Genomic DNA, 26,319 nt, shown 5'->3' on the forward strand with positions numbered 1-26,319 from the left:
GAATTGAAAATTAAGAATCCGAAAAATGAAAATCGATAAGAGCAGATTGGAAGAATTGAACCAAAGCAAAGAATGGTTACACTCTGGAACGTTGAATGGTTTATTAGATAACTTGGCAAGTCAGAACATTGACGGGCAGGCAATCATCGAACAATTATCAAAATTCCAAGTGGCGATTCCGTCATGGGCGCTTGGTGCTGGAGGAACTCGATTCGGGAGATATAACTTCGGTGGCGAACCATCTAATCTGGAGCAAAAAATATATGATGTAGGGATTATCCATAGCTTAACAGGATCTGCAGGTGCTATTTCACTGCATATTCCTTGGGATATTCCTTCAGATGCTCAAGCCATCAAAGAATTAGCGAGTGACTTAGATATTAAATTTGATGCGGTTAATAGCAATACTTTCCAAGACCAAAAAGGACAAAAGCATAGTTACAAATTTGGGTCGCTGTGTAATGAATCCAGTGAATCAAGAAATCAAGCCGTAGCGCATAACATTGAAGTAATCAAGATAGGAGAACAACTTGGTTCTAAGTCCATAACGGTATGGCTTGCAGACGGGAGTAGTTTTCCAGGGCAGATGAATTTTAGAAGGGCACTTGATCATACGAGTGATTCTCTGAAAAGGATATATGCTGAGATGCCTTCGGACTGGAGCATGTTCATTGAATATAAACCATATGAACCTCATTTTTACCATACCGTGATTCAAGATTGGGGGACTTCTTTTATGTTAGCGAATGAATGTGGAGATCGAGCTTACACCTTGGTAGACCTAGGGCATCATCTGCCGAATACCAATATTGAACACATTGTTTCTACATTGATGTATAAAGGAAAGCTAGGTGGTTTTCATTTTAATGATAGCAAGTATGGAGATGATGACCTAACGGTCGGCTCTATAAAACCATACCAGTTGTTTTTGATATTTAATGAATTGGTATTCGGAATGCTTAATAATAATGCAGAAAATCCGGATTTGTCGTGGATGATCGATGCGAGCCATAATTTGAAAGATCCATTGGAAGATTTGATGGAATCGTTGGATGCCATCTTAATAGCTTATGCGCAAGCTTTATTAGTCGACCAAGCATTGCTTAAGGAAGCACAACAGAATCACGATGTTTCTTATTGCCAGCAGATTCTTCAGAATGCATTCAGAACGGATGTAAGACCTTTAGTTAGACAGGCTCGGATAAATAATAACGCTGCATCCAATCCAATAGAAGCTTATAGGAAATTAAAGGTGAGAAAAACCTTAATCGATGAGAGAGGAATGGACGTTACTGCAACTGGATTATAATGACGAAGGTAACTGCTATATTTGATATTGGGAAGACGAATAAGAAGTTCTTCTTGTTTGACCAGAGGTATCAAGAGGTTTATCGAGACTATATAACTTTTCCTGAGATAGTCGATGAAGATGGACATCCTACGGACAACTTAGCAGCCATTACGGAATGGATCAAGTCGATGTTTGAACAAATCAAGGATTCTCAAAAATTTGACATAAAGGCAATTAATTTTTCCACTTATGGCGCTTCACTCGTTCATCTAGACCGCAATGGTGAACCGATAGCTCCTTTATATAATTACACGAAAGAATTTCCAGAAGACCTGAAAGAACAATTCTTCGCAAAATATGGTCCTGAAGAAAAATTTGAATTAGAAACAGCTTCTCCTTATTCAGGATTTCTCAATTCTGGACTCCAGTTGTACTGGCTTAAATATACGAAGCCTGAAGTTTTCCAAAAGATTAAATTTTCACTTCATTTACCTCAGTACATAAGCTACTTATTTACGGATATACCTTTATCTGATTACACTAGTTTAGGGTGTCACACAGGTTTGTGGGATTTTTCGAAAAAGGACTATCATAGATGGGTGTATGAAGAAGAGATCGATAGATTATTGCCACCACTTGTTACCGCGGATACCAGTTTGAATACTAATTATTTTGGTCGCCAATTTAAAATTGGTGTAGGAATTCATGATTCTTCCTCTGCGATGCTGCCATACATCATGAGTCAGAAGTCAAAATTTACCCTATTATCCACGGGAACCTGGAGTGTAGCATTAACTCCAGGAAATGACGAGCCGTTTTCAAAAGCAGACTTAGCTGTGGATAGTTTGAATTACATGAGAATAGATGGCAAGCCAGTTAGAGCAAGCAGGCTTTTTCTGGGTAATGAGTATAAGGTTCAAGTACAAAAGCTAAGTGCATATTTTAATAAAGAATACGGCTATCATAGAGATGTGAAATTTGACGATGCATTATACGATCAACTTACAAAGAAAAATAAACGTCAATTTCACTTTGAGAGTATTCCCAATTTTTCTACAATAGAAAGTACGAATTATCAATCGATGGTTTCATTCGAGGAAGGTTTTCATCAGTTAATGATAGAGTTGATGGAGCACCAATTAATTGCTTTGTCTGCTGCAATAGGAAGCAAAGAAATTAAGAAGCTATTTGTGGATGGAGGCTTTGCAGATAATGATATTTTCATCAATCTGCTGAGCATGCATTATCCCGAACTTAAAATTAGGACGACGAAGTCTCCCTTGGGCTCTGCTCTAGGCGCTGCGATGGTGATTTCTGATAAAGAGATCCCTGGTAAATTTTTAAAAAAGCATTACAAGTTGAAGAAAATATAACAGACCATTCTGATTAATTGTAGAATGCGAGTTAGAGTTTAATCCTGGAAAAATTAAAGCATAATCTTGAAAATAACATCAAAACGAAATGACAACAGATACAAGTAAAGCGATAGTAGCTACCGAAGAATACGAAAGAGAAAGAGTGCCGGAATCCAAATTAAAATCCTGGAAATCATTCCTTGGAATGTATGCTGGTGAGCATGCTGCGGGAACTGAATTTGTCATTGGACCTTTGTTTTTGACGACGGGAGTAAGTGCATTTGATTTACTGGTTGGTCTGTTTCTCGGTAATTTGATGGCGGTAATTTGTTGGAGATTTTTAACGGCAAAAATCGCTGTTGATCAGCGGCTAACCTTGTATTATAAGCTGGAGAAGATATGTGGAAAGAACCTGGTAACTTTTTATAATATTGCGAATGGGATACTGTTCTGTTTCCTTGCAGGGTCAATGATAACGGTCTCCGCTACGGCGATAGGCATCCCATTTGATATACCGATGCCGAAGCTAGATGATACCATGCCGAATGGTATTACATGGATCATCATTGTATTGGTAATTGGAGCTGTGATATCATTAATTGCAGCAAGAGGATACGCGACAGTAAGTAAGGTTGCGAACTGGCTTTCGCCTTTCATTGTCTTAGCTTTTATAGCATGTGGTGTTGTTGCTTTAGGTCAGTTAGACATATCTACTTTTAAGGAATTTTGGAATATTTGGGGTTCAGGGAGTGAGCCTTTTCCAGGTCAAATCAAATATACATTCTGGCATGTCTTTCTATGGTCTTGGTTTTGTAATGCAGCAATGCATATCGGGATGAGTGACTTATCGGTGTTCAGGTTTGCTAAGAAAGCCTCATCAGGATGGACGACTGCTGCTGGAATGTACGTAGGGCATTATATCGCATGGATTGCAGCTGCCTTATTATACGCAGTTTATTTGCAATCACCAGAAGCGTTAGGAATATTAGCAGAAGGAGAGGCACCAGGTGTTGCACCTGGACCGTTAGCTTATAATGCAATAGGTGTTTTCGGAATCATTGCAGTGGTTATAGCAGGATGGACTACAGCTAATCCTACGATTTACAGAGCTGGTCTTGCATTTCAGGCCATTATACCTAAGGCATCTACTTTTTGGGTGACAATATTAGCAGGAGGGATCGCAACGATAGCAGGAATCTTCCCAGCATTTGCGATGAAATTATTGGGTTTTGTAGCACTGTATGGTTTTATTTTAGCTCCTGTAGGTGCGATAATTGTGTTTGAATATTTCTTTGCTAAGCGATTCGGAGTGGAAGAAGACTATGCGGAGAAAGCTGGGATTAGTTTTAATATTTCGGTTTTATTGGCCTGGGGAATTAGTTTCGGATTGTTTTACTTTATCTCTTTAAGTCAAGGTGTATTCTTGAGTTTTCTGACTTTACCAGCATGGTTGTTATGTGGTGTACTGCATTTAATGATCAGTAAGTATATTCAGAAGAGGAAAAGTAAGTAATATAGAGGAGGCTATATTTAGATAAATGGTTGTGATAATTATTGCAATATGATTATGTATAGGTAGGAAATTCTATGCAAGTAAAAGCTTGAGGCTTCCCGCTTCGCTACAATAAAACTAAAAACATTGTGACTTTATGTAACAGGTAAGTTACTTCGTTAAGGTAAGTAAGAATGATTTGTGCGACTATTGTGCTACGGCAAAAAAAAAGAGGATCTCAACTTACGCTGAAATCCCCTATAGCCATGGTGGGAAATACTGGACTCGAACCAGTGACCCCCTGCTTGTAAGGCAGGTGCTCTAAACCAACTGAGCTAATCTCCCATTCTATTTACTATTGCCTCATAGGTCTTCACCTATTTCTTAAGCGACTGCAAATATAGAGTTCCTTTTTAAACTTTACAATAAAAATGAATTTTTTTGAGAAGAAGATTCTATTTTTTTATTTGGCTATCATCCCAACTTTGCGAAATTTTTAGAATTTTGTTTTATAAATCAAGTGGTTACATTAATACTTTTTCCTAATATATATCTTCCAAAAAACATAGAAAATTTTGGATTAAGAACATGTAAATATCCAATTAGACCTTTATTTCTTCCATTATTGATCTCAGTAACTCATTTTTCCTATAATAATTGATGCACTCGAAGACGAGATTTTATTACTGTCCACCGTTCAAAAATTGACCTAAATACTTTTCATATTCCTATAATAGAAGACATGAGAAATGTGTAAGAAAATCTACAAAAAAGAGGATAGGTTAAAAACTAACTTTCACCAAGTTAAACTTGCTATTCCGTTCACTTGGCACGATGAAGTCACGCGGAGAAATCTGAATTGCCTCCCGAAATCTAAGTTTGAGTTTTTGGTATTCTGTGTTCATTACAATGTTCCGTTCATTATCACCGATTGGGTTAATGATATACTCACTTACGGTATTGTCCTGCCGAATTTCATCATTGAATATTAAGCGTAATTCCGTCGGCGACTTGAAGGCGAAAAAGGACGAAAAGAAACCTCCATCATCCTGAGAAAATTGTTTTTTACGTAGAACTCTTTGCCAGTGTAAGTCTCCAGTAGGATGAATTGAGGTTACAACCATGTCTTCATTATAATAATCCACATAAGCTCTCATATCGAATGATTGTCTTCTACCTTCTACCATGTTCGACTTTCTGGAAAACTGACGTTCCATTTCGGAAACCATTAGAACTCCCCCATCTTCTCGAACAATAATATCAGCTACGACGTAATCTTCTAAAAAATTTACTTTTCGCTTGCTATTTTTCTCTAGTTCAGTAAATAAGTCCGACCTAAATGGAATATACCTAAGGGATCCATCAACCATCATAAAATAGCCATCAGCACGGGATCTGAATTTGTCACCATAGAGTCCTGCAATTACAAATTTTTCATTAGTGTTATCATATTCTATTCCGTAATCAACGATATACTTGTCACCGAAAGGGATTATTTGTTGTGTTATCAACCCTTGAGTTGATGCCATATAATAAGCTTCAATTCTTTCATCTGGCTTACCTATTTTGAATTCTTCTCTCTTGAAAACAATTACTCCACCACCATTATCAGAAACCATGAATTCTCTGAAATCACGTCTTATAAATGCGAAATCGAAAGCATAAATATTAGACCAAGTAACTTCCATTTTTTGGGTGTCAAACATGAAAACCTTTATGGCATTTTCCTTTTCGAAACTAAAAATAGAAGCGTATCTCTTATTCTTCGAAAAGGCAAAGAAGTATTTCTGGTAATTCAATAGTGAATTTGTTGTGGTAAGGGTAGTTGTATCCAACAATGAACCGTCTGCGTCAAATTTTCGGCAAGCTAAGACTTGGTCGCCTTTTCTACGATAGGTATAGAAAAATGTAAAATCCGACTCCCCACTCAAAAGACCTAAAGCCGTTACTCGTTTTTTCTCGAAATTAAGTTCGATACTTTCTTTTTCCCATAAGTTTTCATCGAAGACCTGCAAGACATGATTGAATCCCTTATCTCTGTATAAGAGAATCTTATCATCCACCTTGCCTAATATATCGTACATGTAGTCTGATCGAAGATTAATATCTTCTGACACAGTTACTCTTTGTCCTAGCAGACTAGAATAAAACAAACTCACAAAACCGATAATTAGTATAGCTCGCATAGTTATGGATACCAATTTAATAAAAAAACGAATCTTAACCCTCTATTGTTGGGATGGATACGTGTAAAACATCAATAAATGATTTCATAGAGACGAAAATAACGTTCCTACCAATTTTAGAAACCTCATATTCTTCGTCCTCGCCTAGTGCATCTTCTACAAAAGCCAATAAATCCTCTTGCTCATAATCCTCGAAGAAGTAATCTGCGATTTCTTTCAGTGTTTTAAACTTTTTAGCATCGACTAAAGTCCAATTTTCTTCGTCCGTTCTTTGTATATCTATTAATTCAATAGTGTCAGGTTCTTCATGCTCTTGTGTAATAGAAAAATAGATAATCATAGCCAGATAGAATAGCAAGCTCTTCTCTTGTTCATCTAAAACCTGAAAACCTTCTGATAATAGGAAAGACAACAAAAAGGGCTGGGCTTCGGAAAACTCCAGCATTCTTTTCTCATATTCTTCCTCATTGTCTGATATTGCATCTATAATATCATTAATCATCTCCTCACTGATAAAATTCATCTTCATCAATCTTTTTAATTAGAAAAAATCCATCTTCTCCTTGTTTCTGGTAAAGTGGCATTAAAAGTAATCCATCTTCGACGATGCGAATAGGTCCGAAGCGATTATTTGCAACAATTTCACCTTTTTTAACCTTTTGGAAATTGAGGTAACCCGGTAACATATTAAATGATGCGGGGTCTATAATCGTATGTTTCATGACTAGTTTAGTCATTTTAGGAAGATCTTTCGAGAAATTTTTCAATATCTGATCGTGGTGACTTTCTACATCATGTGGTTCTACACTTTTCACTCCTCTTAGCAGTGCAATGACAGCAGCAATAGCGATGGTTATGGACATAGGGTCGTCATGCTGGCCAGATTCGAAGGTCAATGTTTTAGTGTGGACGCCGAGGTTTTCAGAATTAAAATAATTCATAGTGGTACCTTTCACACCAGTAACCATTCCTTGAATAACAGGAGCATGCAAGGTTTTCGCAAGTTCAAGGCAATCTTTGAGGTTAGGTACGATAGTGAATATTCCACCAGGAGAAGAAGTCGTATGTAGGTCAATGATTACTACCTCTTGTGGATTATAAGCACTTATTTCATCCTTAACAAATTGGATGATTTCTAACGCTTCCCGATCTTCCGTAAAAACAGGTTCTTCTAAATTGTAAAGCCTCGTTTTGCTGTAATTCCGATTTAGATCTTTGTCTATGAATCTTTTATTAGCTTTCATGGCTGCGATATTTCCATGAATAGCGACAAATTTTCCTTTGAAAACGAATGAAGGATTCTTCGAAGGTTCTTGAACGAGCATCTCTAAAACGGTTTTTAACGCTTTCACTCCAGCTAGCTCATTTCCATGCGTCCCGCCTATACCAATGATAAGAGGTCCTTTTTCTTGTCCTAAATATTCGCCTATTTTTCGATTCATTTTTTATTTCCAATGTTCCTCCATGCCCACAAATATAGTGAAGCAATTGTTCTGTATGGTCTATAACCATCAGCAATGGTATTCAGTTTATGATTGATGGTTTTTTTATCACCTTCTACCTTATATAGATCAATCATGCTATTCCGAACTCCTAAGTCCAGAATAGGAAAAACGTCTTTTCGGGCTAGGCAGAAAATAAGCACCATCTGAACCGTCCAGACTCCTACGCCTTTTATTTGTGTTAGTTCTTTAATGATTTCATCATTAGTTTTTTGCAACCAGAACGCTTCATCTGTGTTCTTTTCAAGAAAGTAGGCTGCGACATTTTGGATGTAATTCGTCTTGGCTTTAGAAAGACCTAAAACTCTAAGCGTATCTTTATCCGTATTTAGAATTGTTTCAGGTGTCGGGGAACTACCGTCAAAGTGATTAAGGAATCGGTTGTAAATTGCATCTGCCGCTTTAGTAGAAAGTTGCTGCGAAATGATAGAAGAATATAGGTAAGCGTTTACATCTCCGTCAAAATATGGTATATTTATGTCGATGTGTAAAATCGTCCGTAACACCCTATCTTTTTTTAAAACATTAATCACTTCTTTCATAGAATAATGAAGATCATGAAAAAATATTTAATAGTTGTATTGGGTTTGTTTTTGTTTAGCAATGTTTCGGGCCAATGTTTACCAGTTTCTAGTAATATGACCTTACTAGATTCATGGGATAACTCTTCTGACTACAATGATGTGTGGGGTTATGTCGCGCCGGATGGCAAAGAATATGGAATAATTGGAGATAGAGCTACTATTAGTATTATCGATGTTTCAGATCCTCTAAATATTGTAAAAGTTTCAGATATTATTCAAGGAGAAAATTCTATATGGCGAGATTATAAAGTCTTTAGCCACTATTTATATTCGATAACGGATAATGGGACAAACGCCGTAAATGGGATTGTAGTTTATGACCTAACCGATCCGGCTGCACCAGTAAGAGTGAAAGATGTCAATAGTGAATTTGGAAGATGTCATAATATATATATAGACGAGGCTAATGCAAGAATATATGCTGTAGGAATGCCTGGAAGCACTGATATGTGTGTGTATGATTTAACTACACCTGCTGATCCCGTGCTTTTAAATTGCTATGACTTGGATACAATTTCCGATGGAGCGTTAGGTATTTCTGGTGGATTTTATATTCATGATATATTTGTAAAAGATAACATTGCATATAGTAGCCATGGTTATGCAGGATATGGAGTGTGGGATATGAATGATGTAGATAATGTTTCCTTACTGGGCCTATTAGATAATAGCTTTTTTGATGCTGGGTATGTTCATAGTTCATGGAATTCGGATGATGACAATCACGCAGTTCTTGCAACTGAAGTAGGTGGAGATCCTAAAATATACTGGGTTGATCAAAGTGATCTTTCTAACATTAATGTTCTTTATAAATATAAAGATCCGTTATGTAACGATCCTGGAAACCTTGCTAACAAAAGGCCTCATAATCCTTATATAATAGGAGATAAAATTTATACTTCGTTTTACCATGATGGTGTGCATGTACTAGAAATTGATTTTGAGGCTGATACTTTGAGAAGAGTAGGTTATTATGATACTTATCCAGATAACACTAACTACAACGTTGGTTTCCAAGGCAGTTGGGGAGCATATCCCTATCTTCCATCAGGTATTATTTTAGGTTCAGATATTACCTATGGGCTTTTTACTTTAACTTATGATGGTTTGCCAACATACACCTTCCAAGGGCCAGGAACCGACTGGGGGACGGCATCTAACTGGTACAATGATAAAATTCCTCCAATTGGTTTTACAGGTTCAGTTGTAATAAGTAAAAATTGTGTGAAATCAGATAATAGTTCATTCCCTATCAATGCAAAAATAATTGTAAATACAGGAGCTACTTTTACACAAGAGTAGCACTTGTATATACTCTACATTAAAAATTTCTATTCGATTAGCCTTCGCTTTATTTCTTAATAACCTGAGTTTGATTATTAATCGGGGATTCAGATTCTCAGAAAATTTAATATCAGAGGCGGTGTAAGGTAGATATAGCGGACTATATCAAGTTATACCAACAAAGGATATTTGATTTTTCTGGGGAATCACCGTACTTGATTCCACCTCTAAATCATCCATTCCAGCAGGTTTGCTGCTGATTCTCTCCTTATTATAGCTCTGCTAAAAATGCTGCGCATCAGTCGTTCTTCCTAAAAATGTCTCAAAATTGCCCGCTATTACTTTACCATTTATAGTTGAAACTCACAATTTACAGGCGTTTTGAACCCTAAAGAATAACCGAACTCAGGTTAATGGTTTCCATCTTATTAGGAAATAATAAAGATGGATTCTAAATTTTTTTAACTCATTTTGGCACAGCATTTGCATTCTTCATAATCATAATAAGAAGGGTATATGAAGATAGTTAGACTATTGTTGTTGTTAAGTGTTGTTGCTACTTTTTGCAGCTTTAAAGTTACAGATGCTGTTACATTTTCTTACATAGAAAATTATAGAGATTTATCTATCATAGAAATGCATAGAACGGGTGTACCCGCAAGTATTACACTTGCACAAGCCATCCACGAATCAGCAAGTGGAACCAGCAACCTTGCGAGTAATTCCAATAATCATTTTGGAATAAAATGCAAGACTTACTGGAGAGGGAAATCTTACTATCACAAGGATGATGATCTAGATACTCGAGGCAGATTAATTGAATCTTGCTTCAGAGCTTATGATGCTGTGGAAGATTCTTTTATCGACCACTCTAACTTTCTAAAGTTTTCAGATCACTATCAGAAACTCTTTAATCTGAGTAAGATGGATTATGTCGGATGGGCATACGGTCTTAAAGAATGTGGCTATGCAACGGATACCCGTTACACACAAAAATTGATCAATATTATTAAGAAATATAATTTATCTGTCTATGATACTTGGGAAGATCCAAGGACATGGATAAATAAATAAAGAGCTAACTAACTCGATCGGCAGCAAAGCGTCTGTGGAGGACAATAAACCAATCTTGGGGATGAGTAATCGTCCTAGATGAGCAAATTTTTATTTGTTTTCTTCCTCTGCAGTTCGACTTTGCTGTTTTTTTCTATGAAGTGAATTAGCCTCAAGTGCTCTGAACTCTTTTCTATATCGAGCAACATCTACAGCAAGTTTCAAGGCATTAATAAAAGAAGAAGCATTCGCTATTGATTTTCCTGCAATTTCGTATCCTGTTCCATGATCTGGCGAAGTTCTTACTACAGGTAATCCTGCTGTATAGTTTATTCCTTGACCGAAAGAAAGCGCTTTGAATCCTACTAAACCTTGGTCGTGGTACATGCTTAAGATTCCATCAAACTTTTTATATTGACCCGAACCGAAAAATCCATCGGCTGCAAACGGTCCATAAACTAAGTTTCCTTTTTTCTTAAGTTTTATAATTACGGGATTAATGATTTCCTCTTCTTCTTTACCTAGAAGACCTTCATCACCAGCATGTGGATTCAAGCCCAGAACAGCAATAGTCGGTTTCGTAATTCCGAAATCACTTCGACAAGTTTCATAAAGCTGTAATATCTTTTCCTCTATTAATTCTTGTGTGATGTGGGATGCAACTTCTGAAAGTGGCATATGAGCGGTTGTAAGCCCAAGCCTCATAGATTCGGAACACATCAACATGAGTGAAGTTTTCTTTCCTGCTTTTTCAGTAACAAATTCTGTGTGACCAGGATGTGGGAAATTGGCCATCTTCATCGTTTTCTTATGAATAGGCGCGGTTACAAGTGCATCTATATTGTTTTCCACTAAATCGTTAACTGCACGATCTAATGAAATATATGCATATTTTCCCCCGTTTTCTTCTTGCTTTCCAGGATTAATCTGTACCGTTTCTTGCCAGCAATTCAGGATATTTACTTTTTCCGCTTGAGCTTTACTTGGATCCGAACAATTAACATAATTAAAGTCAATGTTTAGAATATTCTTATAGTAGGATATAGCTTTAGATGACCCATATATAATAGGAGTAATGTTATTTAATAGATTTTCATTAGCTAACGCTTTAATGATAACTTCTGGTCCTATTCCATTAATATCTCCGATGCTTATTCCTACTTTTATATTCTCCATAGTCGCAAACTTAACGAATATTCAGAAAAGATCGTTAAATGCCTCGCTCATTTTATTCTCTTTGGATTTTAAATGGCGTTAATTGTTTTGTATTTCTTTGGGGAGCATGCTTTCGATGTTATCTTCGCAACAAATAGATAAAACTCAGTGGGATATAAAGCAAAGAAATCTTTCGGACAACATTTTTTAACAGACCTTAATATTGCTAATGATATTGTAGAAGGATTGCACTATGTGCCTGGGCTTAATGTAGTGGAAGTCGGACCTGGACAAGGTGTATTAACAGAGATGCTAAGAGAAAAAGATATTCACCTCAAGCTAATAGAGGCGGATAGAGATATGGTTAGTGTATTATTAACAAAATATCCAACAATGTCAGATGACATTATCCATTTTGACTTTCTAAAGGCGGACCTTTCCCGAATTTTCGACGGGCAGCAACTAAGTGTTATTGGTAACTTCCCTTATAATATCTCATCGCAGATCATTTTCAGAGTTATTAAATACTATGAAGTGGTTCCCGAACTTGTAGGAATGTTTCAGCTAGAAGTTGCTGAGCGAATCGTTAGCAAGCCAGGGAGTAAAAAGTACGGAGTAATCAGTGTTCTGGCTCAAGCAATCTATGATGGTGAACTGCTTTTCAAGGTGCCACCAGAAGTTTTCGACCCACCACCTAAAGTAAATTCTGGAGTAATCAGGTTAAGCAGAAGAGAAAACATCACCTTTGATTATGATCGTTCGCTTTTCAAGCATATTGTAAAAACAGCGTTTAGTCAAAGAAGAAAAATGTTACGGAATACTTTGAAGTCAATGGTCGAGAAAGCTGAATTCAAAGACGATGAGATTTTGATGAAAAGGCCTGAGCAACTAAGTGTCGACGACTATATCTACCTTACGAAAAACTTAGGAACGACTGCGGAATAGCGCTTTATTCATTGAACACAGATATTATTTGTCAATTTTTTTTAGCTAAATATAAAATCGAAACTCTTGGTTTATACAGGAAGAACAGGTGAGTACTTCGAACTTCGAAACATTAATCGGGAAAACGATTACCATCTCAAGGAAATTAAACCCGACACACTTAGAATGCTATGGTTTACCTCTCCGAATTCTATATTAATCATAGATGGAATTCCTTATGAATTTAAAGAGAATGAAATTGTCTTTTTAACTCAATTTCATAATGTAGAATATGGAAATGTAGACGCCGTCAAGATGCTAAGGTTTAATCGGCCATTTTATTGTATTCTTGATCATGATAGCGAAGTTGGTTGCAAAGGCGTACTATATTATGGTGCAGCAAAACTACCGATAATACAAGTGAGCGGAGTAGAATTAGAAATTCTTAACACCGTATGGAAAATGTCCATTCTTGAATTTGAAATGAAAGACAACTTACAGCAGGAAATGCTCCAGATGATGTTAAAGCGAATTTTAATCCTTTGTACAAGAATCTATATGAAACAGTATGAAGATGACTTACTAAGTAGCAAGCAACATGATCTTATTCGGGACTTTAATTTTTTAGTGGAGACCAACTTCAAAACAAAGCATGCTGTTGCCGATTATGCTACCTTATTGCACAAATCTCCTAAGACAATTTCTAATGTGTTCAAAAAGAACGGAGAAAAATCACCTCTAAAATTTATCCAAGAAAGAATAATGCTTGAGGCCAGAAGACTCATTTTTTACACAGAGAAACAAATTTCTGAGATCGCTTACGAGCTCGGTTTTAGTGATATTCAGTCGTTTAGTCGGTTTTTTAAGAAACATGAAGACATTTCTCCTAGTGAATTTAGAGAGAAAAGAGGGCAGGAATAAGGGTTGAGCGATCCTCCGATTTTTTATTGACCTGCATTCTTCGAAAAATCTATGTTTATCATTTCCACGATCCAGTACTCGGCATCGTCGTTCATATTATCCACATAAGGAAAAAGTGACAAGAGCAAGGGAATTACAGCCTAACCTTTCGCCTTCTTAATGATGTACTTTTGCATTGTAATTATAAATAAAGTAAAAAAACATTGATATGAACGTATTTAATAGCATTCAGAAATACTTAGAGAAGAAAGAGCAAAATGCAGAAGTTAGCGCTCCCGAAGGATTTTGTCCTAACTGTTGGGGACACCAAGAATATGGAGGAGATTTCTTTGAAGCAATGAGGGTGGAAGAAATTGACTTATTAAATATTGAGGAAAAGAAAGGGTGGATTCAAGCGTATGCTGAAAAGAATTTGTTAGGTATCCAATTGCAGAAGAAAGATCAAGGTTTAGTTTGCAGCACATGTAATATTGCTTTATAAAAATATAAATAATGAATATTAAAAGATTAATAATAGGGGGAGGATGTTTCTGGTGTACGGAAGCGATCTTCACAGAAGTAGACGGAGTGGAAAAAGTGGTGAGTGGCTATTCAGGTGGTCAAGTTGAGAATCCTAGCTACAGAGAGGTTTGCGGAGGAAGAACAGGTCATGCGGAAGTTGTAGAGATTACATATAATAGTGATGTCGTAAGCATAGAAAATCTATTGCTTATTCACCTAGTAACTCATGATCCTACCACTTTAAATAGACAAGGAGCAGATCGTGGTACACAATACAGAAGTATTATTTTTTATGCTGATGAAGCTGAAAAGAGGATTGCTGAGAAAGTTATGCTAGAAGTTCAGACAGCATATGATGATCCCATCGTAACAGCATTGAAACCAGTTGAGACGTTTTATAAAGCAGAAGCAGAACATCAAGACTACTATAAAAACAATGCTAATGCGGGATATTGTCAAGCAGTGATTGCTCCGAAATTGACAAAGTTCCGGAAGATATATCAGAAATTAAAAAAGTAACTTGAGTTTTGGTTAAGGATATACCAGGGTCACAAACGCTGATCCTGGCATATCTCTTAAGTTATAAATGCAAAAGCAACAGAGCTTTTGTTAAAAGCTAAAGGTTGGTAATTTCAATAAATCAGCCACGATAAAACTAATTCTACGCGAGAAGAGTTGTAACTTGCAAAAGTTGGGCAGTTCATTGTTCAGTATTAATTATTAAAAATTTATAGATAATGAGTCTTGAAAAGACATTGATGGTAGACCTCAAAGAGGCGATGAAAGCAAAAGATCAAGCAGCACTTAGAAGTATTCGTGCTATTAAAGCTGCAATATTAATCATGAAAACAGATGGCTCTGGTAATGAAGTGGATGAAGCAGCGGAGATAAAAATTTTGCAGAAGCTTGTTAAACAAAGAAGGGATTCGTTAGAGATATTTGAAAAACAAGACCGCGAAGATTTAGCTGTTAAGGAAAGAGAAGAAATTGCTGTAATCGAAAAATACCTTCCAGCACAGATGTCAGAGGATGAAATAAAATCACATGTATCAGCGATTATTGCTGAAACAGGCGCAGCTGGAATGAAGGATATGGGAAAAGTTATGGGCGCGGCCAATAAAAAAATGGCTGGCAAAGCAGATGGGAAGACTATCGCTAGCGTAGTTAAAGCGCTGCTAAGTTCATAAAATACAAGTAAATTGTAATAAAAGCAATGACCGATAATTCAATGATTATCGGTCATTTTTTATTTATAGCATTTCTATTCTTAATCGATTTCTAAAACCTCCATGATTTCATCTAACTCATCGAAAGATTTGAATCCGACCTTATCTTCTTCACCTCCACGTAGTACAATTCCCTCTGGTTTTACAGTAGTGAGAACGTGCTCGTATTCGTCAGGCGCGATGTTTAAGTCAAGATAACAAGTCGAAGCAGCGCAGATTTCTTTGATGCGGTCCATTTCATTTTCGAGATCAAAAGCAGGGTTCTCCGATCTCAGGATATAGGTTCCCGGTCCAGGAATTCCATTTTCTAAAATAATTTCTCTAATCGTAGGTTTGTCAAAAACCCAATCAGCAGGGCACAAAGGATCTAGTTGAATATAATCAAGACCTATTTCTTCGGATGCGCTTGAGATTTGATCGAAAGAATCAACACTACTGAATTCACCAATAATCTCAGGTCCACTGATCCAGTTCTTAAAGGCATTTGCTTGAGGAATGGAAACTACATTTAGGTCGAATCCCATAAAATCAACTCCCCAAGCTGCAAAATATCTTGCATCAGTCAGGTTACTTACAGAAGAAGCAATTACTTTTGTTTTTAGCATAGTGCAAAAATATATTTAAAGATGAAAAGACCACATTATTTTGAACAAGTTCTTGAAACAGCTCGATTAATTCCGGAAGGTCGAGTGAGTACTTATGGTGCAATTGCTGATTTTTTAGCGCTGGGATCTGCCAGAATGGTAGGTTGGGCGATGAAGAATAGTTTTAATTCAGAAGAACTAGTGCCGGCACATCGTGTTGTAAATGGAAAAGGAGAACTGAGTGGTCGAAATGCATTTGAACATCCAGACTTAATGGCGGAATTGCTTATATCAGAGGGTGTAGAAGTTAAGAATAACAAAGTAGTCCGGTTTTCAGAAGTTTTTTGGCATCCAAGAGAAATGTATGAATGATTTGGGTTAATATTTTGTTAATCAATTAAATTTTGAAATTAATAGTGGATAAATTATATTTTTGACACTGAAATGTTTTATCAACTCATTTAATGTCAATTTATAAATAAAGACAAAAATTAAAATACGATATATGAAAAAAATTAGCTTTCTTTTTGCATTCTTTTTTGCGGTAGCTTTATCCGCGCAGAGCCCTATTGGAATTTGGAAAACCATTGATGATGAATCAGGAGAACCCAAATCTCACGTTGAAATCTATGAAAAGGATGGAAAAATATTCGGAAAAGTTGTGAAATTACTTCCTAAAGCCACTACAGATGTATGCATAGATTGTCCAGGTGATCTAAATGGCAAGAGCCTTTTAGAAATGGATATTATCTGGGATCTTGAAGAATACAAGGATTACTGGAGTTATGGCCATATCATTGACCCAGCAAATGGCAAGGAATATAAACTAAGTATTTGGCTGGAAGATGCTGATACCCTTAAAGTTAGGGGTTATATTGGTATCTCTGCCTTAGGTAGAAATCAAATGTGGTATAGAGTTAAATAAAAACTTTATCTTCATAAGATATTATTCCTAATTTAATTAGGATGTATATAAGCGTATGGGGAAAGATGGGGTCAACTCATCTTTCCCTTTTTTATTTTTAGTATTTGAAATAGCGCTTATCTGACATAAATGTCTTTCATATTGATTCTGAATATATTATCATTAATTTTATTTGTTAGGAAGGGGTATTTTACACAATAAAATATTCAAATAATTTGTTTTTAAAGTCATATGAATTTAATAAACCAAAATATACTATATGATGCAAACTTACACCGAACAAGATTTAATACGTTTCATTTACAAAGAAGTAGAAATATGTGAGTATTTCGAAATAGACTACGCTGTTCAGAATGATACTCAACTAAAAGAAGAGTATCAATCGATCAAGGAATCAGTGGATGCACTTCCTAAAGTTTCATTCAATCCTTCAGCTAACAGTCTTAATAGCATTCTTTCTTACGCTGCTATGGTGTAAATAGAAACGAACAAATAAAAAAGCCTTAGAGCGTTCTCTAAGGCTTTTTTATTTGGATTTATTCAGCACAGCATTAGCTTATTTCTATTCAATGGTCCTTAAATCATGATATTTTTGATCTAATGGCGATATCTATTACAAATTTTCAAAATTATCTTTTGTTGCATTACTGAACTTTAAATGGTATTAACTACATTTAGCGCTCTAATCTTAAAAATAATAACTATGAAAATTTTACCTTTTGTTTTAATGTTTTTTATGCTGGCTGCATGTAATACTAAAAAGCCCATTTCAGGGAAAATGATGGACGCTACATCATTATTCAATGGAAAGAACCTAGATGGCTGGATCATTTACGGAACGGAGAAGTGGTTTGTTAAAGATGGTGAGTTGGTATGTGAAAGTGGACCAGACAAAGCATATGGATATTTAGGCACAGAAGGAAAATATAAAGACTTCGAGTTAAGTGTTGACTTTCTTCAAGAAGCGAATGGAAATAGTGGAGTTTTTATCAGGTCCTCTGTGGACGGAACTAAAGTTTCAGGATGGCAAGCAGAAGTTGCACCTCCAGGAAATAGCACAGGTGGTATATACGAATCATACGGACGTGGTTGGTTAATCAAGCCTGACCCTGCTTTAGATTCAGCATTGAAAATGGGAGAGTGGAACACAATGAAAATTAGAGCTGTAGGAGATAAACTTACTACTTGGTTGAATGGAACTGAGATGATCTCAATTGAAGATGAAAAAATAGGTGCTGCAACAGGACAAGTGGCTTTGCAAATCCATGATGGTGGTGGAATTAGAGTGAGATGGAAAAACATTTACATCAAAGAACTATAGGTGAGATTATTAATTCTAAATATATTTCTCTTTTTATCTGTTCTCGGCTTTGGTCAAGTGGATAAAATGGAGTGGTTTGATGATGCTAAGCTTGGCATCTTTATCCACTACGGTGTTTATTCAGTGAATGGCATAGACGAGTCGTGGTCCTTTTTCAATAACTATATTTCCCATGAGGACTATATGGATCAGCTGAAAAAGTTTAACGGAGAAAAATATGATGCGACACAATGGGCTAGCTTGATTAAGAAATCAGGTGCCCAGTACGCCGTGCTGACTTCTAAACATCACGATGGTGTCGCATTGTGGGATTCGGAAGTCGGATCATTAAAAACCAATAAAGACTATGTTGCCCCTTTTGTAAGTGCAATTCGAAACGAAGGGCTTAAAGTCGGAATTTATTATTCTATTCTAGATTGGTCACATCCAGATTACGATGTGTACAAAAGGAATAAAAAGCGTTATAACATAAAAGAAGATCCGGCCAGATGGGAGAATTTTACCACATTTAACCATGGGCAGATTAAAGAGTTAAGTGATCGATTTAATCCAGATTTATGGTGGTTCGATGGCGACTGGGAGCATAGTGCAGCAGAATGGAAAGCTCCGGAAATAAAAAGTTTAATCCAAAGTAAAAACCCGAACGCAATTATCAATTCAAGGTTGACTAACCAGGGTGACTACGATACTCCGGAACAAGGAGTTCCACTGACCAGTCCGGAGAACAATCACTGGGAACTTTGCTTGACGTCTAATGACTCTTGGGGTTACCAGCCTAATGATAAAAATTATAAAACGACGAACCAGGTGATTAGAATCTTGGTCGATTGTATTCAGATGGGCGGGAACTTACTCCTTGATATCGGACCGAAACCAGATGGTACCATACCTGAAGAGCAAGTAGAAATACTAGAAGGTGTGGGACGGTGGATGAATAAGCACAAAGGGGATGTCTATGACATGCAGAAAGGAATTCCTCCTGGATATTATTACGGTGCTACGGCTTTATCTAGAGATTCCACGATACTTTATTTATTTCTAGATTATAACCCGAATGAAGAAATTGTAATCAAGGGTTTAGAAAATGAAGTTAACCGTGTGTGGGTAGTCGGAAATGGAACGAAATTGAGACATCGCGTAATGAGTCGGCCATATTGGAGCAATAAGCCAGGGCTACTATACATCGATGTTCCAGATGATGTTTTGGATAAGGATGTTACGGTTTTAGCACTTTTGCTTGATGGCAAAATCAAATTAGAGTAATCTATTAAACTTTATACATCAGTTCAATTTCCTTGCTAAATTTTTCAAGAATAGACTTCCTTTTGAGTTTTAATGTTGGGGTATATTCACCACTATCTATAGACCATTCTTTATGCAAGAGATGAAACTTTTTGATGTATTCGTGTCTTTTTAGAACAAGGTTTTCTTTGTCAATGATATCCTGGAATGCCTCCACAACTTTCGGATGGAGAACCATGTATTGTGGTGCTGTCCAGTGAACCTTGTTCTGTTCACACCAAACTTCTAAGAGTTCAAAATTAGGGACTATGAGCGCAGTCAGATATGGTCTTTTGTATCCGATAATCATGCATTGATCGATGAGACTATGAATTCGGATCTTATTCTCGATGACTTGGGGAGCGACATACTGACCGCTTGATGTTTTGAAAATGTTCTTCTGACGATCAGTTATCTGCAAGAATCGTTTATTTACAAACTTACCGACATCCCCCGTGTGGAAGTAGCCATTTTCGTCTATTTTTTCTTTTGTCAATGCCTCATTCTTATAGTATCCAAGCATTACATTAGGACCTTTGACGATAATTTCACCTTCACCATTTTCATCTGGTTTATAAATTCTTACATCGACAGAAGGAATAGGAATACCTACCGTTCCGAACTTATTACCTCCAGCTTCGAATCGGTTAAACGAAACAATCGGTGAAGTTTCTGTTAGCCCATAACCTTCCCTAATTCTGATTCCAGCATCGTAGAACAGATAAGAAATATGCGCTGGCATAGAAGCGGCACCTACGATTAAGCCTTCCAGTCGACCACCTAATACATTTCTCCACTTTCTGAAAACAAGAAGATCGCAGATCATTAATTCGAGTCTTTTCAGTGGATTAGCACTGTGTTTTCTCCCTTTTTTGCTACTCACAAGTGCCCACTTAATAATCCTCTTCTTGATAGGTCCAGCACTCTTAATGGCTTTATTGATATGATCATAAACTTTCTCTAGAACACGTGGAACACTGGTCATATAATGTGGCCGAATATCCTTCACACTAGGGATTAAGGTTTTGGGATCTTTTATGTAGTAAATACTTGCACCTACCGTTAAATAAGTATACACTGCGACGCGCTCGAAAATATGTGACAATGGCAGATAACTTGCTGCGATGTGTTTATGATGGATAGGTAATAGAGAGATAACGGACTTAATATTACTAATAATATTACGATGAGATAACATCACGCCTTTAGGCAGACCTGTAGATCCTGAACTATAGACGATAGTAGCGAGGTCATCTGCTTGAATAGGTTTTAGAACAGAGTTTACTGGTTCTTTAAAAAGTATAGAATAATGAGGATGAGAAGGCATCCTTTCCATTGAATATATGTCAATGTTTTCGGGTAAATATTTTAATTGCTGGCTACCACCGATAAAGATTAATGGTATTTCAGCATCTTTTAGAATGTGCAAAACATCTTCTTGTGATGCATTCCCATGAATAGGAACACTGATGTTCCCAGATTTCATAATTGCATAGTCGATAATATTCCAATAAGGCGACCCGTAATCAGCATAGATGCCGATGTTTGTTGGATTGTTGTGTAATTGCGAAAGCCCTTGACTTAATCTGTTTATTTGGTCGCAAATCTCATTTATGGACAGACTAAACCATTTTCCATTTTCTATAATGCAGATGGCTTCTTGGTTAGGATACTTTCCTTTTTGATAATAAGGAATATCATACAATAGATTTAATGGCTCCATCGTCCTAAGATATAAAAGTTTGTGAATTATTTATCTTTGTGCGCAATGAGAAAAACTTGGATTTTATGTCTGTTATTTTTGCCAATGTTTGCGATGGCGAACAACAACTATAAATTTAGTGAAGATCATAGGACAGCATATGAGTTGATTATTGCTATGCGCTTCGATGAAGCACAAGACTTAATCAAAAAGATAAAGAGAGATCAACCAGAGGATTTGCTAGTCTACCACATTGAAAACTACATTGACTTCATTAGTATTTTTATTAGTGAAGAAAAAGATGAATTCAAAGCCAAAGAACCCAATAAAGATATTCGTTTAGCAAAGCTGAAGCAAGGCGATGCTAATGATCCTTACTTCCTGTTTTCGCAAGCAGAGGTCCATCTACAGTGGGCCATGACTAGAATAAAATTTGAAGAATACTTTTCTGCTGCCTTAGAAGTGAACAAGGCGATAGGTATGTTAGAGGAAAATCAGAATCGGTTTCCTAACTTCATTTCGAATAAAAAAAGTCTCAGTATTCTTCATGCAGTAGCGGGAACGATCCCTGATAAATATAAAGGTGTAATAGAGCTAGTTAGCAACTTTAATGGCACCATCGACCAGGGACTTTTAGAAATAGAAGAAGTGTTAGCTTACTCGAAGCACAATGATTATTTCTTCGAAAAGGAAGCCGTTGCGATTAAAGCTATGATATTACTTCATTTGAAAAACAAAAAGGAAGATTCCTGGAATTTTCTTTCTACCTCTAGTATAAGCCGTGAAGACAATCCCATGGCCACCTTCCTTCTAGCGAGTACGGCCATGAATTGTGGTCGAAATGAGGAAGCCATTAAGATTTTAAAGAAGAGAACCCGTTCTCCGCGGTATTTTCCTTTCTACTACCTTGATTTAATGTTAGGTACAGCGAAATTATCTCGTATGGATAAAGATGCCGATGTGTATATCAAGTCTTATATTCATAATTTTCAGGGCAAGGATTACTTCAAAGATGCGTATAGAAAATTGGCTTGGCATGCTTTAACAATAATGGATAATGAGAAAGGATATCTAGGGTATATGGAGTTGTGCGAAAGAGTAGGAAATGCAAACATTGACGAAGATAAATCCGCTTTGAAAGAAGCAAAGAAGAAGACGGTTCCTCACCGGAAATTACTTAAAGCACGATTGCTTTATGATGGTGGTTACTTATCAGATGCGCAAGCAGAATTAGAAAGTATTGACCATGGCGATTTAACATCAGAAGAAAATATAGAGTTTTTATACCGAAAAGCAAGGGTACAGCACAATATGAAAAACATTGACCAAGCATTAATTTTTTACAAGAATTGCCTGAGCATGTGCGGAGATTCGAAATTGTATTATTGCAGTAATTCAGCACTGCAGATGGGAATTATTTATGAGGAGAAGAATGAAATAGAAGAAGCCAGAGTTTTTTACGAGCGATGTCTTTCTATGAATTCTTCCGAATACAATAATAGTCTACATCAAAAAGCAAAATCTGGTCTGACTCGAATTCGGAAGCGATAAGCAGGAATATTTTCAATGGGAGGTCGCCCGATAAATCATTAAAACGCCGAAAATCCATCTGACTAACAGGCGTCACTATTCTTTAAATCTTTGATAATCCTTTGATTATAGTCGAAAGTTGTTGAAATTACAAACAATAATCGTCGAGAATTATAGTTTCCTTTTTATGAAAACCGCTAAACTAATATTACTCCTTTTGGTTTTTATATGTGCGAAAGATCTCTCAGCACAGCAACAGAACCTCGTTCCGAATGCGGGTTTTGAAGAATATAGTGGTATCCCCCTTGGATGGTTTTACAACGGAAGTCAATTTACACGATTAGTCAAGTATTGGAATTCTCCCACATTAGCTTCTCCAGATGCTTTTGGTCCTGGAATAATAGTGCCAAAACATTGGCAGAAAAAAGGTTTCGGCGAACTTCATCCTTTCGAAGGATCATCTATGATTGGTATGACCGTTTATGGTTGCTCGGAAGGAAAGCCGCATTGTCGAGAATATGTACAGATTCAGTTAACAGATCACTTAGTTGTAGGTCAGAAATATGAGCTAACTTATTGGTTAGGGCACTTAGATAATAGCTTAAGAATTGATAAAATCGGAGCATTATTTACAATGGATCCTATCAAGCAAAGTGATGATAATCTGATAGACCAAAAACCTCAAGTATTTACTGAACATGTTATTCGTCCTGCCAGAGGTCAATGGCAAAAAATAACAAACACCTTTGTCCCGCAAGAAGCTTATAACTATGTGATATTAGGCAACTTTTTTGCTGATGAGGATAACTTAGTTGTTCGAGATGAGGCTATTTATGAGTTCGGTTATTATTATATGGATAGTGTGTCTCTTAGAAAAATTCCACCATTCGTTAAGCAGGAAATTCCAGAGGACGATTTAACTCGTGAAACATTAGAAGTTGGAAAGCGAATTCAATTAAAGAATATCTATTTTGATCTAGATAAAAGCGACTTGCTTCCGAGATCTTTCATTGAACTTAATAAATTAAAGACGATCCTACAAATGAATCCCAAGATGACCATCGAAGTGCATGGGCACACCGACACTCAAGGGGAATCGGACTACAATGTAGACTTATCTATCCAGCGATCTAAAGCAGTGACAGAGTATCTTATTAAGTCTGGAATCGAACCTAGTCGCATAGATTTCAAGGGTTATGGTAGCAATATGCCGATTGCCAATAACGCTGATGAATCTGGACGGAAAATGAATCGAAGAGTAGAAATATTGATTACAGGCTTATAATTTTTACATTTGTTTCCATGTTACTTTCATACAAAAATTCTGGTGTCGTAGAAGCGGGTTGTGATGAAGCTGGGCGTGGGTGTATCGCTGGACCGGTTTTCGCTGCGGCGGTAATTCTTCCTCCCGATTTCCAACATCCGATTCTTAATGATTCTAAGAAAATAAGTAGAAAGCAAAGAAGAGAGCTTAAAACCATTATCGAAAAAGAAGCTATTGCATGGTCTGTGGCTAAAATCAATCCGAAGGAAATAGACCAGATTAATATTCTGAATGCTTCTTTCAAAGCAATGCATAAAGCCATCGATAAGTTATCTGTGGAGCCAGAACATCTACTTATAGATGGCAATAGATTCAATCCTTTCAAAGAGTATACCTATGAATGCATTATAAAAGGAGATGGGAAGTATAACTCAATTGCTGCAGCCTCTATATTAGCGAAAACATATCGAGATGATTTTATGGAAAAATTTGCTAATCGATATCCGTATTATTCATGGGAAACAAACAAGGGATATCCGACGAGGGATCATAGAAAAGCGGTAATGGAGCATGGCCCTTGTATTCACCACAGAAGATCTTTTAGATTGTACCCAAGCTGGGAACAGGCGAAACTATTTTAAGATAAATATGAATTGTTCTAGATATTCTGGAGTAATTGCATTTCGATATTAATTAGCGCTTCTTCATTATTTTAAGCACATCGGATTTTTTGAGTTGTAATTTTTCGATGGTGTACGCTAAGAATTTTTTTTCTGAACCGAAATATTCGTTATACAAATGTTCGAAGAGAACAGAACGATAGCCTTTTTTCTTTGAAATTGCGTAATATTTGTGTGATCGGCCATGACTCGTGTGACCGATATGCCCTTCTTTTTCTAATTTCCTTACTGTAGAAGAGACCGTATTATAATGGGGTTTAGGTTCTGGCATCTCATTTAAGATGTCTTGGACGTAGGCCTTCTTTAGTTTCCAAAGGATATACATCACTTCTTCCTCTTTTTCATTATATCTTCTTATCATTAAACTATTATTTAGTTAAATATAATGAAATTGCTGCTGAATATTAGCTTGGAATTAATAATTTGTGGAAATGTAAAATTCCATTATATTTGCAGCCGCTAACCAAAAATTGGCGTGTTATGGCGAGGTAGCTCAGTTGGTTAGAGCGCATGATTCATAATCATGAGGTCGGGGGATCATGCCCCCCTCTCGCTACCAAAAAGAGTTTCCAGTTTTCTGGGAGCTCTTTTTTTATTTCAAGCCCTCATATAATAGCGGGAAAAACTTCCCTTCCATCTTTTTTCCTTTTGGTATTTCGGGAACGCCTTTTAGAAGGACTTCGTCTGTATTGCTTATGGTACCATCCGCAAAAACATTAAGGACAAATGCTCTTCTACTCTTCTCTGATTTATTTTCAAAAGAACCGTGAACCATTAAAGGATGATGAAAAGTAGCATAACCTTTTTTTAATTCTATGGGCACAGGCTTAAATTGTTCTTTTTGCTCTTCGCTCAAATATGACATCAGGCCCTCCATATCTCCAGCTATTTCGGGAGCGTCGAGTAGTCCCCATCGATGACTTTTAGGAATATAGTGTAAACATCCATTATCTATTGTTGCGTCATCTAATCCCGTCCAGCATGTTAGATGTTGCATGGCCACGGTCCTTGTCCAGTATGAATAATCTTGATGCCACGCCACAACCCCGCCATGATGTGCTGGCTTACAGAACAACTGGTCATGCCAGAATCGCACAGGTTTGTTCTCTAGTAACTGGTGTGCGGCAACAATAAATGCAGGATTCCAGAGCGCATCATGAAACCCTTCTGTAATTCTCCAGTGTCCTAGTGAATGAAAAAGTACAGCGTTATCATTAGTAGATTCATTTGCGTGGAATTCATAAAATAAGTGGTGTGCTGGATGTTTAGGATCTCTAATTTCATCTAGCTCATTTCGAAGTTTATTAACCTGTACTTCATCAAGTAGTTTAACACCAGATAAGTATCCATATTCATGAAAGTGGGCCACTTGCTCATCGCTGAGCCTATAAGAGTCCCATTCTTCTTTAGATTTGGGTTGGCTAAATAATTCTGAAACTAGGTGGTGATGATCTGCTAAATCTCTAACGTTTGCCATAAAGCATTTTTTCAAGTTGGTGTATAAAAGCTGTCGGTATATTCAAAAGTTAAGGTAAATAATTATACCTATTAATTTATA

Annotated in this window: 27 protein-coding genes and 2 tRNA genes; 19 read left to right on the forward strand and 10 right to left on the reverse strand. The window is 36.6% G+C overall.

The features are described from left to right. Window positions 1–25: 25 nt before the first annotated feature. The 3 genes from L2586_RS10885 to L2586_RS10895 all read left to right on the forward strand — a co-directional run bounded on the left by L2586_RS10885 (window position 26) and on the right by L2586_RS10895 (window position 4,159). Complete coding sequence (locus tag L2586_RS10885; RefSeq protein ID WP_235292923.1) at window positions 26–1,309, forward strand: sugar isomerase; 1,284 nt, start codon at window positions 26–28, stop codon at window positions 1,307–1,309. Next, a complete protein-coding gene (locus L2586_RS10890; RefSeq protein ID WP_235292924.1) occupies window positions 1,309–2,664 on the forward strand; it encodes an FGGY-family carbohydrate kinase in 1,356 nt (451 codons plus the stop codon). Before L2586_RS10885 ends, L2586_RS10890 begins: the two co-directional genes overlap by 1 nt. 88 nt (window positions 2,665–2,752) lie before the next feature. After that, window positions 2,753–4,159 carry a purine-cytosine permease family protein gene (locus tag L2586_RS10895; RefSeq protein WP_235292925.1) on the forward strand — a complete coding sequence of 469 codons (1,407 nt, stop codon included), beginning with the start codon at window positions 2,753–2,755 and terminating at the stop codon, window positions 4,157–4,159. Window positions 4,160–4,405: 246 nt separating this feature from the next. Here L2586_RS10895 and L2586_RS10900 read toward each other — a convergent pair. The 5 genes from L2586_RS10900 to L2586_RS10920 all read right to left on the reverse strand — a co-directional run bounded on the left by L2586_RS10900 (window position 4,406) and on the right by L2586_RS10920 (window position 8,368). Next, window positions 4,406–4,483 (reverse strand) — tRNA-Val (locus tag L2586_RS10900). Window positions 4,484–4,920: 437 nt separating this feature from the next. Continuing rightward, the gene (locus L2586_RS10905; RefSeq protein WP_235292926.1) at window positions 4,921–6,324 is read right to left on the reverse strand and encodes a hypothetical protein; all 1,404 of its coding nucleotides are present in this window, start codon (window positions 6,322–6,324) and stop codon (window positions 4,921–4,923) included. A gap of 34 nt (window positions 6,325–6,358) precedes the next feature. Beyond that, window positions 6,359–6,853, reverse strand: coding sequence for a hypothetical protein (locus tag L2586_RS10910; protein WP_235292927.1), 495 nt, complete (start codon window positions 6,851–6,853; stop codon window positions 6,359–6,361). Continuing rightward, on the reverse strand, window positions 6,831–7,766 hold the full coding sequence (locus L2586_RS10915; RefSeq protein WP_235292928.1) for a M14 family metallopeptidase: 936 nt from the start codon (window positions 7,764–7,766) through the stop codon (window positions 6,831–6,833). Before L2586_RS10915 ends, L2586_RS10910 begins: the two co-directional genes overlap by 23 nt. Next, window positions 7,763–8,368, reverse strand: a complete 606-nt coding sequence (locus L2586_RS10920; protein ID WP_235292929.1) for a DNA-3-methyladenine glycosylase family protein — start codon at window positions 8,366–8,368, stop codon at window positions 7,763–7,765. Before L2586_RS10920 ends, L2586_RS10915 begins: the two co-directional genes overlap by 4 nt. A gap of 15 nt (window positions 8,369–8,383) precedes the next feature. Between L2586_RS10920 and L2586_RS10925 the strand changes: the two genes are divergently transcribed. Both L2586_RS10925 and L2586_RS10930 read left to right on the forward strand, forming a co-directional pair. Beyond that, window positions 8,384–9,712, forward strand: a complete 1,329-nt coding sequence (locus L2586_RS10925; protein ID WP_235292930.1) for an LVIVD repeat-containing protein — start codon at window positions 8,384–8,386, stop codon at window positions 9,710–9,712. Window positions 9,713–10,210: 498 nt separating this feature from the next. Next, the gene (locus tag L2586_RS10930; RefSeq protein ID WP_235292931.1) at window positions 10,211–10,768 is read left to right on the forward strand and encodes a glycoside hydrolase family 73 protein; all 558 of its coding nucleotides are present in this window, start codon (window positions 10,211–10,213) and stop codon (window positions 10,766–10,768) included. Between the two features lie 90 nt (window positions 10,769–10,858). On the opposite strand, the gene pdxA is transcribed toward L2586_RS10930, so the two are convergent. After that, the gene (gene pdxA, locus L2586_RS10935) at window positions 10,859–11,923 is read right to left on the reverse strand and encodes a 4-hydroxythreonine-4-phosphate dehydrogenase PdxA (RefSeq protein WP_235292932.1); all 1,065 of its coding nucleotides are present in this window, start codon (window positions 11,921–11,923) and stop codon (window positions 10,859–10,861) included. A gap of 147 nt (window positions 11,924–12,070) precedes the next feature. Here pdxA and rsmA point away from each other — a divergent pair, with 147 nt between their 5' ends. The 5 genes from rsmA (at window position 12,071) to L2586_RS10960 (ending at window position 15,435) form a co-directional block, all read left to right on the forward strand. Continuing rightward, the gene (rsmA, locus tag L2586_RS10940) at window positions 12,071–12,847 is read left to right on the forward strand and encodes a 16S rRNA (adenine(1518)-N(6)/adenine(1519)-N(6))-dimethyltransferase RsmA (RefSeq protein ID WP_235292933.1); all 777 of its coding nucleotides are present in this window, start codon (window positions 12,071–12,073) and stop codon (window positions 12,845–12,847) included. A 66-nt stretch (window positions 12,848–12,913) separates the two neighbouring features. Beyond that, window positions 12,914–13,747, forward strand: coding sequence for an AraC family transcriptional regulator (locus L2586_RS10945; RefSeq protein ID WP_235292934.1), 834 nt, complete (start codon window positions 12,914–12,916; stop codon window positions 13,745–13,747). Window positions 13,748–13,955: 208 nt separating this feature from the next. After that, a complete protein-coding gene (locus L2586_RS10950; protein WP_235292935.1) occupies window positions 13,956–14,228 on the forward strand; it encodes a hypothetical protein in 273 nt (90 codons plus the stop codon). An 11-nt stretch (window positions 14,229–14,239) separates the two neighbouring features. After that, on the forward strand, window positions 14,240–14,767 hold the full coding sequence (gene msrA, locus L2586_RS10955) for a peptide-methionine (S)-S-oxide reductase MsrA (protein ID WP_235292936.1): 528 nt from the start codon (window positions 14,240–14,242) through the stop codon (window positions 14,765–14,767). Between the two features lie 218 nt (window positions 14,768–14,985). Further along, window positions 14,986–15,435 (forward strand): GatB/YqeY domain-containing protein, encoded by a 450-nt coding sequence (locus tag L2586_RS10960; protein WP_235292937.1) that lies wholly within the window; start codon window positions 14,986–14,988, stop codon window positions 15,433–15,435. A gap of 80 nt (window positions 15,436–15,515) precedes the next feature. On the opposite strand, the gene L2586_RS10965 is transcribed toward L2586_RS10960, so the two are convergent. Continuing rightward, window positions 15,516–16,079, reverse strand: coding sequence for a hypothetical protein (locus L2586_RS10965; protein WP_235292938.1), 564 nt, complete (start codon window positions 16,077–16,079; stop codon window positions 15,516–15,518). A 21-nt stretch (window positions 16,080–16,100) separates the two neighbouring features. On the opposite strand from L2586_RS10965, the gene L2586_RS10970 reads away from it, so the two are divergent. The 5 genes from L2586_RS10970 (at window position 16,101) to L2586_RS10990 (ending at window position 19,567) form a co-directional block, all read left to right on the forward strand. Then, window positions 16,101–16,430: an MGMT family protein gene (locus tag L2586_RS10970; RefSeq protein ID WP_235292939.1), complete on the forward strand. Its 330-nt coding sequence runs from the start codon at window positions 16,101–16,103 to the stop codon at window positions 16,428–16,430. A 133-nt stretch (window positions 16,431–16,563) separates the two neighbouring features. Further along, a complete protein-coding gene (locus L2586_RS10975; RefSeq protein WP_235292940.1) occupies window positions 16,564–16,983 on the forward strand; it encodes a DUF2147 domain-containing protein in 420 nt (139 codons plus the stop codon). A 259-nt stretch (window positions 16,984–17,242) separates the two neighbouring features. Continuing rightward, window positions 17,243–17,461, forward strand: a complete 219-nt coding sequence (locus tag L2586_RS10980; RefSeq protein WP_235292941.1) for a hypothetical protein — start codon at window positions 17,243–17,245, stop codon at window positions 17,459–17,461. A 258-nt stretch (window positions 17,462–17,719) separates the two neighbouring features. Next, on the forward strand, window positions 17,720–18,304 hold the full coding sequence (locus L2586_RS10985; RefSeq protein ID WP_348535578.1) for a 3-keto-disaccharide hydrolase: 585 nt from the start codon (window positions 17,720–17,722) through the stop codon (window positions 18,302–18,304). Then, window positions 18,305–19,567, forward strand: coding sequence for an alpha-L-fucosidase (locus tag L2586_RS10990; protein WP_235292943.1), 1,263 nt, complete (start codon window positions 18,305–18,307; stop codon window positions 19,565–19,567). 4 nt (window positions 19,568–19,571) lie between these two features. Here L2586_RS10990 and L2586_RS10995 read toward each other — a convergent pair whose 3' ends face one another. Further along, complete coding sequence (locus tag L2586_RS10995) at window positions 19,572–21,308, reverse strand: AMP-dependent synthetase/ligase (RefSeq protein ID WP_235292944.1); 1,737 nt, start codon at window positions 21,306–21,308, stop codon at window positions 19,572–19,574. 45 nt (window positions 21,309–21,353) lie between these two features. Between L2586_RS10995 and L2586_RS11000 the strand changes: the two genes are divergently transcribed. The 3 genes from L2586_RS11000 to L2586_RS11010 all read left to right on the forward strand — a co-directional run bounded on the left by L2586_RS11000 (window position 21,354) and on the right by L2586_RS11010 (window position 24,722). After that, window positions 21,354–22,838, forward strand: a complete 1,485-nt coding sequence (locus L2586_RS11000; protein WP_235292945.1) for a tetratricopeptide repeat protein — start codon at window positions 21,354–21,356, stop codon at window positions 22,836–22,838. Between the two features lie 166 nt (window positions 22,839–23,004). Beyond that, entirely contained in the window at window positions 23,005–24,102 is a 1,098-nt protein-coding gene (locus L2586_RS11005) for an OmpA family protein (protein WP_235292946.1), read from the forward strand. A 17-nt stretch (window positions 24,103–24,119) separates the two neighbouring features. After that, complete coding sequence (locus L2586_RS11010) at window positions 24,120–24,722, forward strand: ribonuclease HII (RefSeq protein WP_235292947.1); 603 nt, start codon at window positions 24,120–24,122, stop codon at window positions 24,720–24,722. Window positions 24,723–24,774: 52 nt separating this feature from the next. On the opposite strand, the gene L2586_RS11015 is transcribed toward L2586_RS11010, so the two are convergent. Next, window positions 24,775–25,122 carry a BlaI/MecI/CopY family transcriptional regulator gene (locus L2586_RS11015; RefSeq protein ID WP_235292948.1) on the reverse strand — a complete coding sequence of 116 codons (348 nt, stop codon included), beginning with the start codon at window positions 25,120–25,122 and terminating at the stop codon, window positions 24,775–24,777. 121 nt (window positions 25,123–25,243) lie between these two features. Here L2586_RS11015 and L2586_RS11020 point away from each other — a divergent pair. Beyond that, window positions 25,244–25,320: transfer RNA gene (locus L2586_RS11020), tRNA-Met, on the forward strand. A 33-nt stretch (window positions 25,321–25,353) separates the two neighbouring features. Here L2586_RS11020 and L2586_RS11025 read toward each other — a convergent pair. Beyond that, window positions 25,354–26,238, reverse strand: a complete 885-nt coding sequence (locus tag L2586_RS11025) for a phytanoyl-CoA dioxygenase family protein (RefSeq protein ID WP_235292949.1) — start codon at window positions 26,236–26,238, stop codon at window positions 25,354–25,356. Window positions 26,239–26,319 lie beyond the last annotated feature (81 nt).

The sequence above is a fragment of the Portibacter lacus genome, assembly GCF_021533215.1.
GTDB classification, from domain to species: Bacteria; Bacteroidota; Bacteroidia; order Chitinophagales; family Saprospiraceae; genus Portibacter; species Portibacter lacus.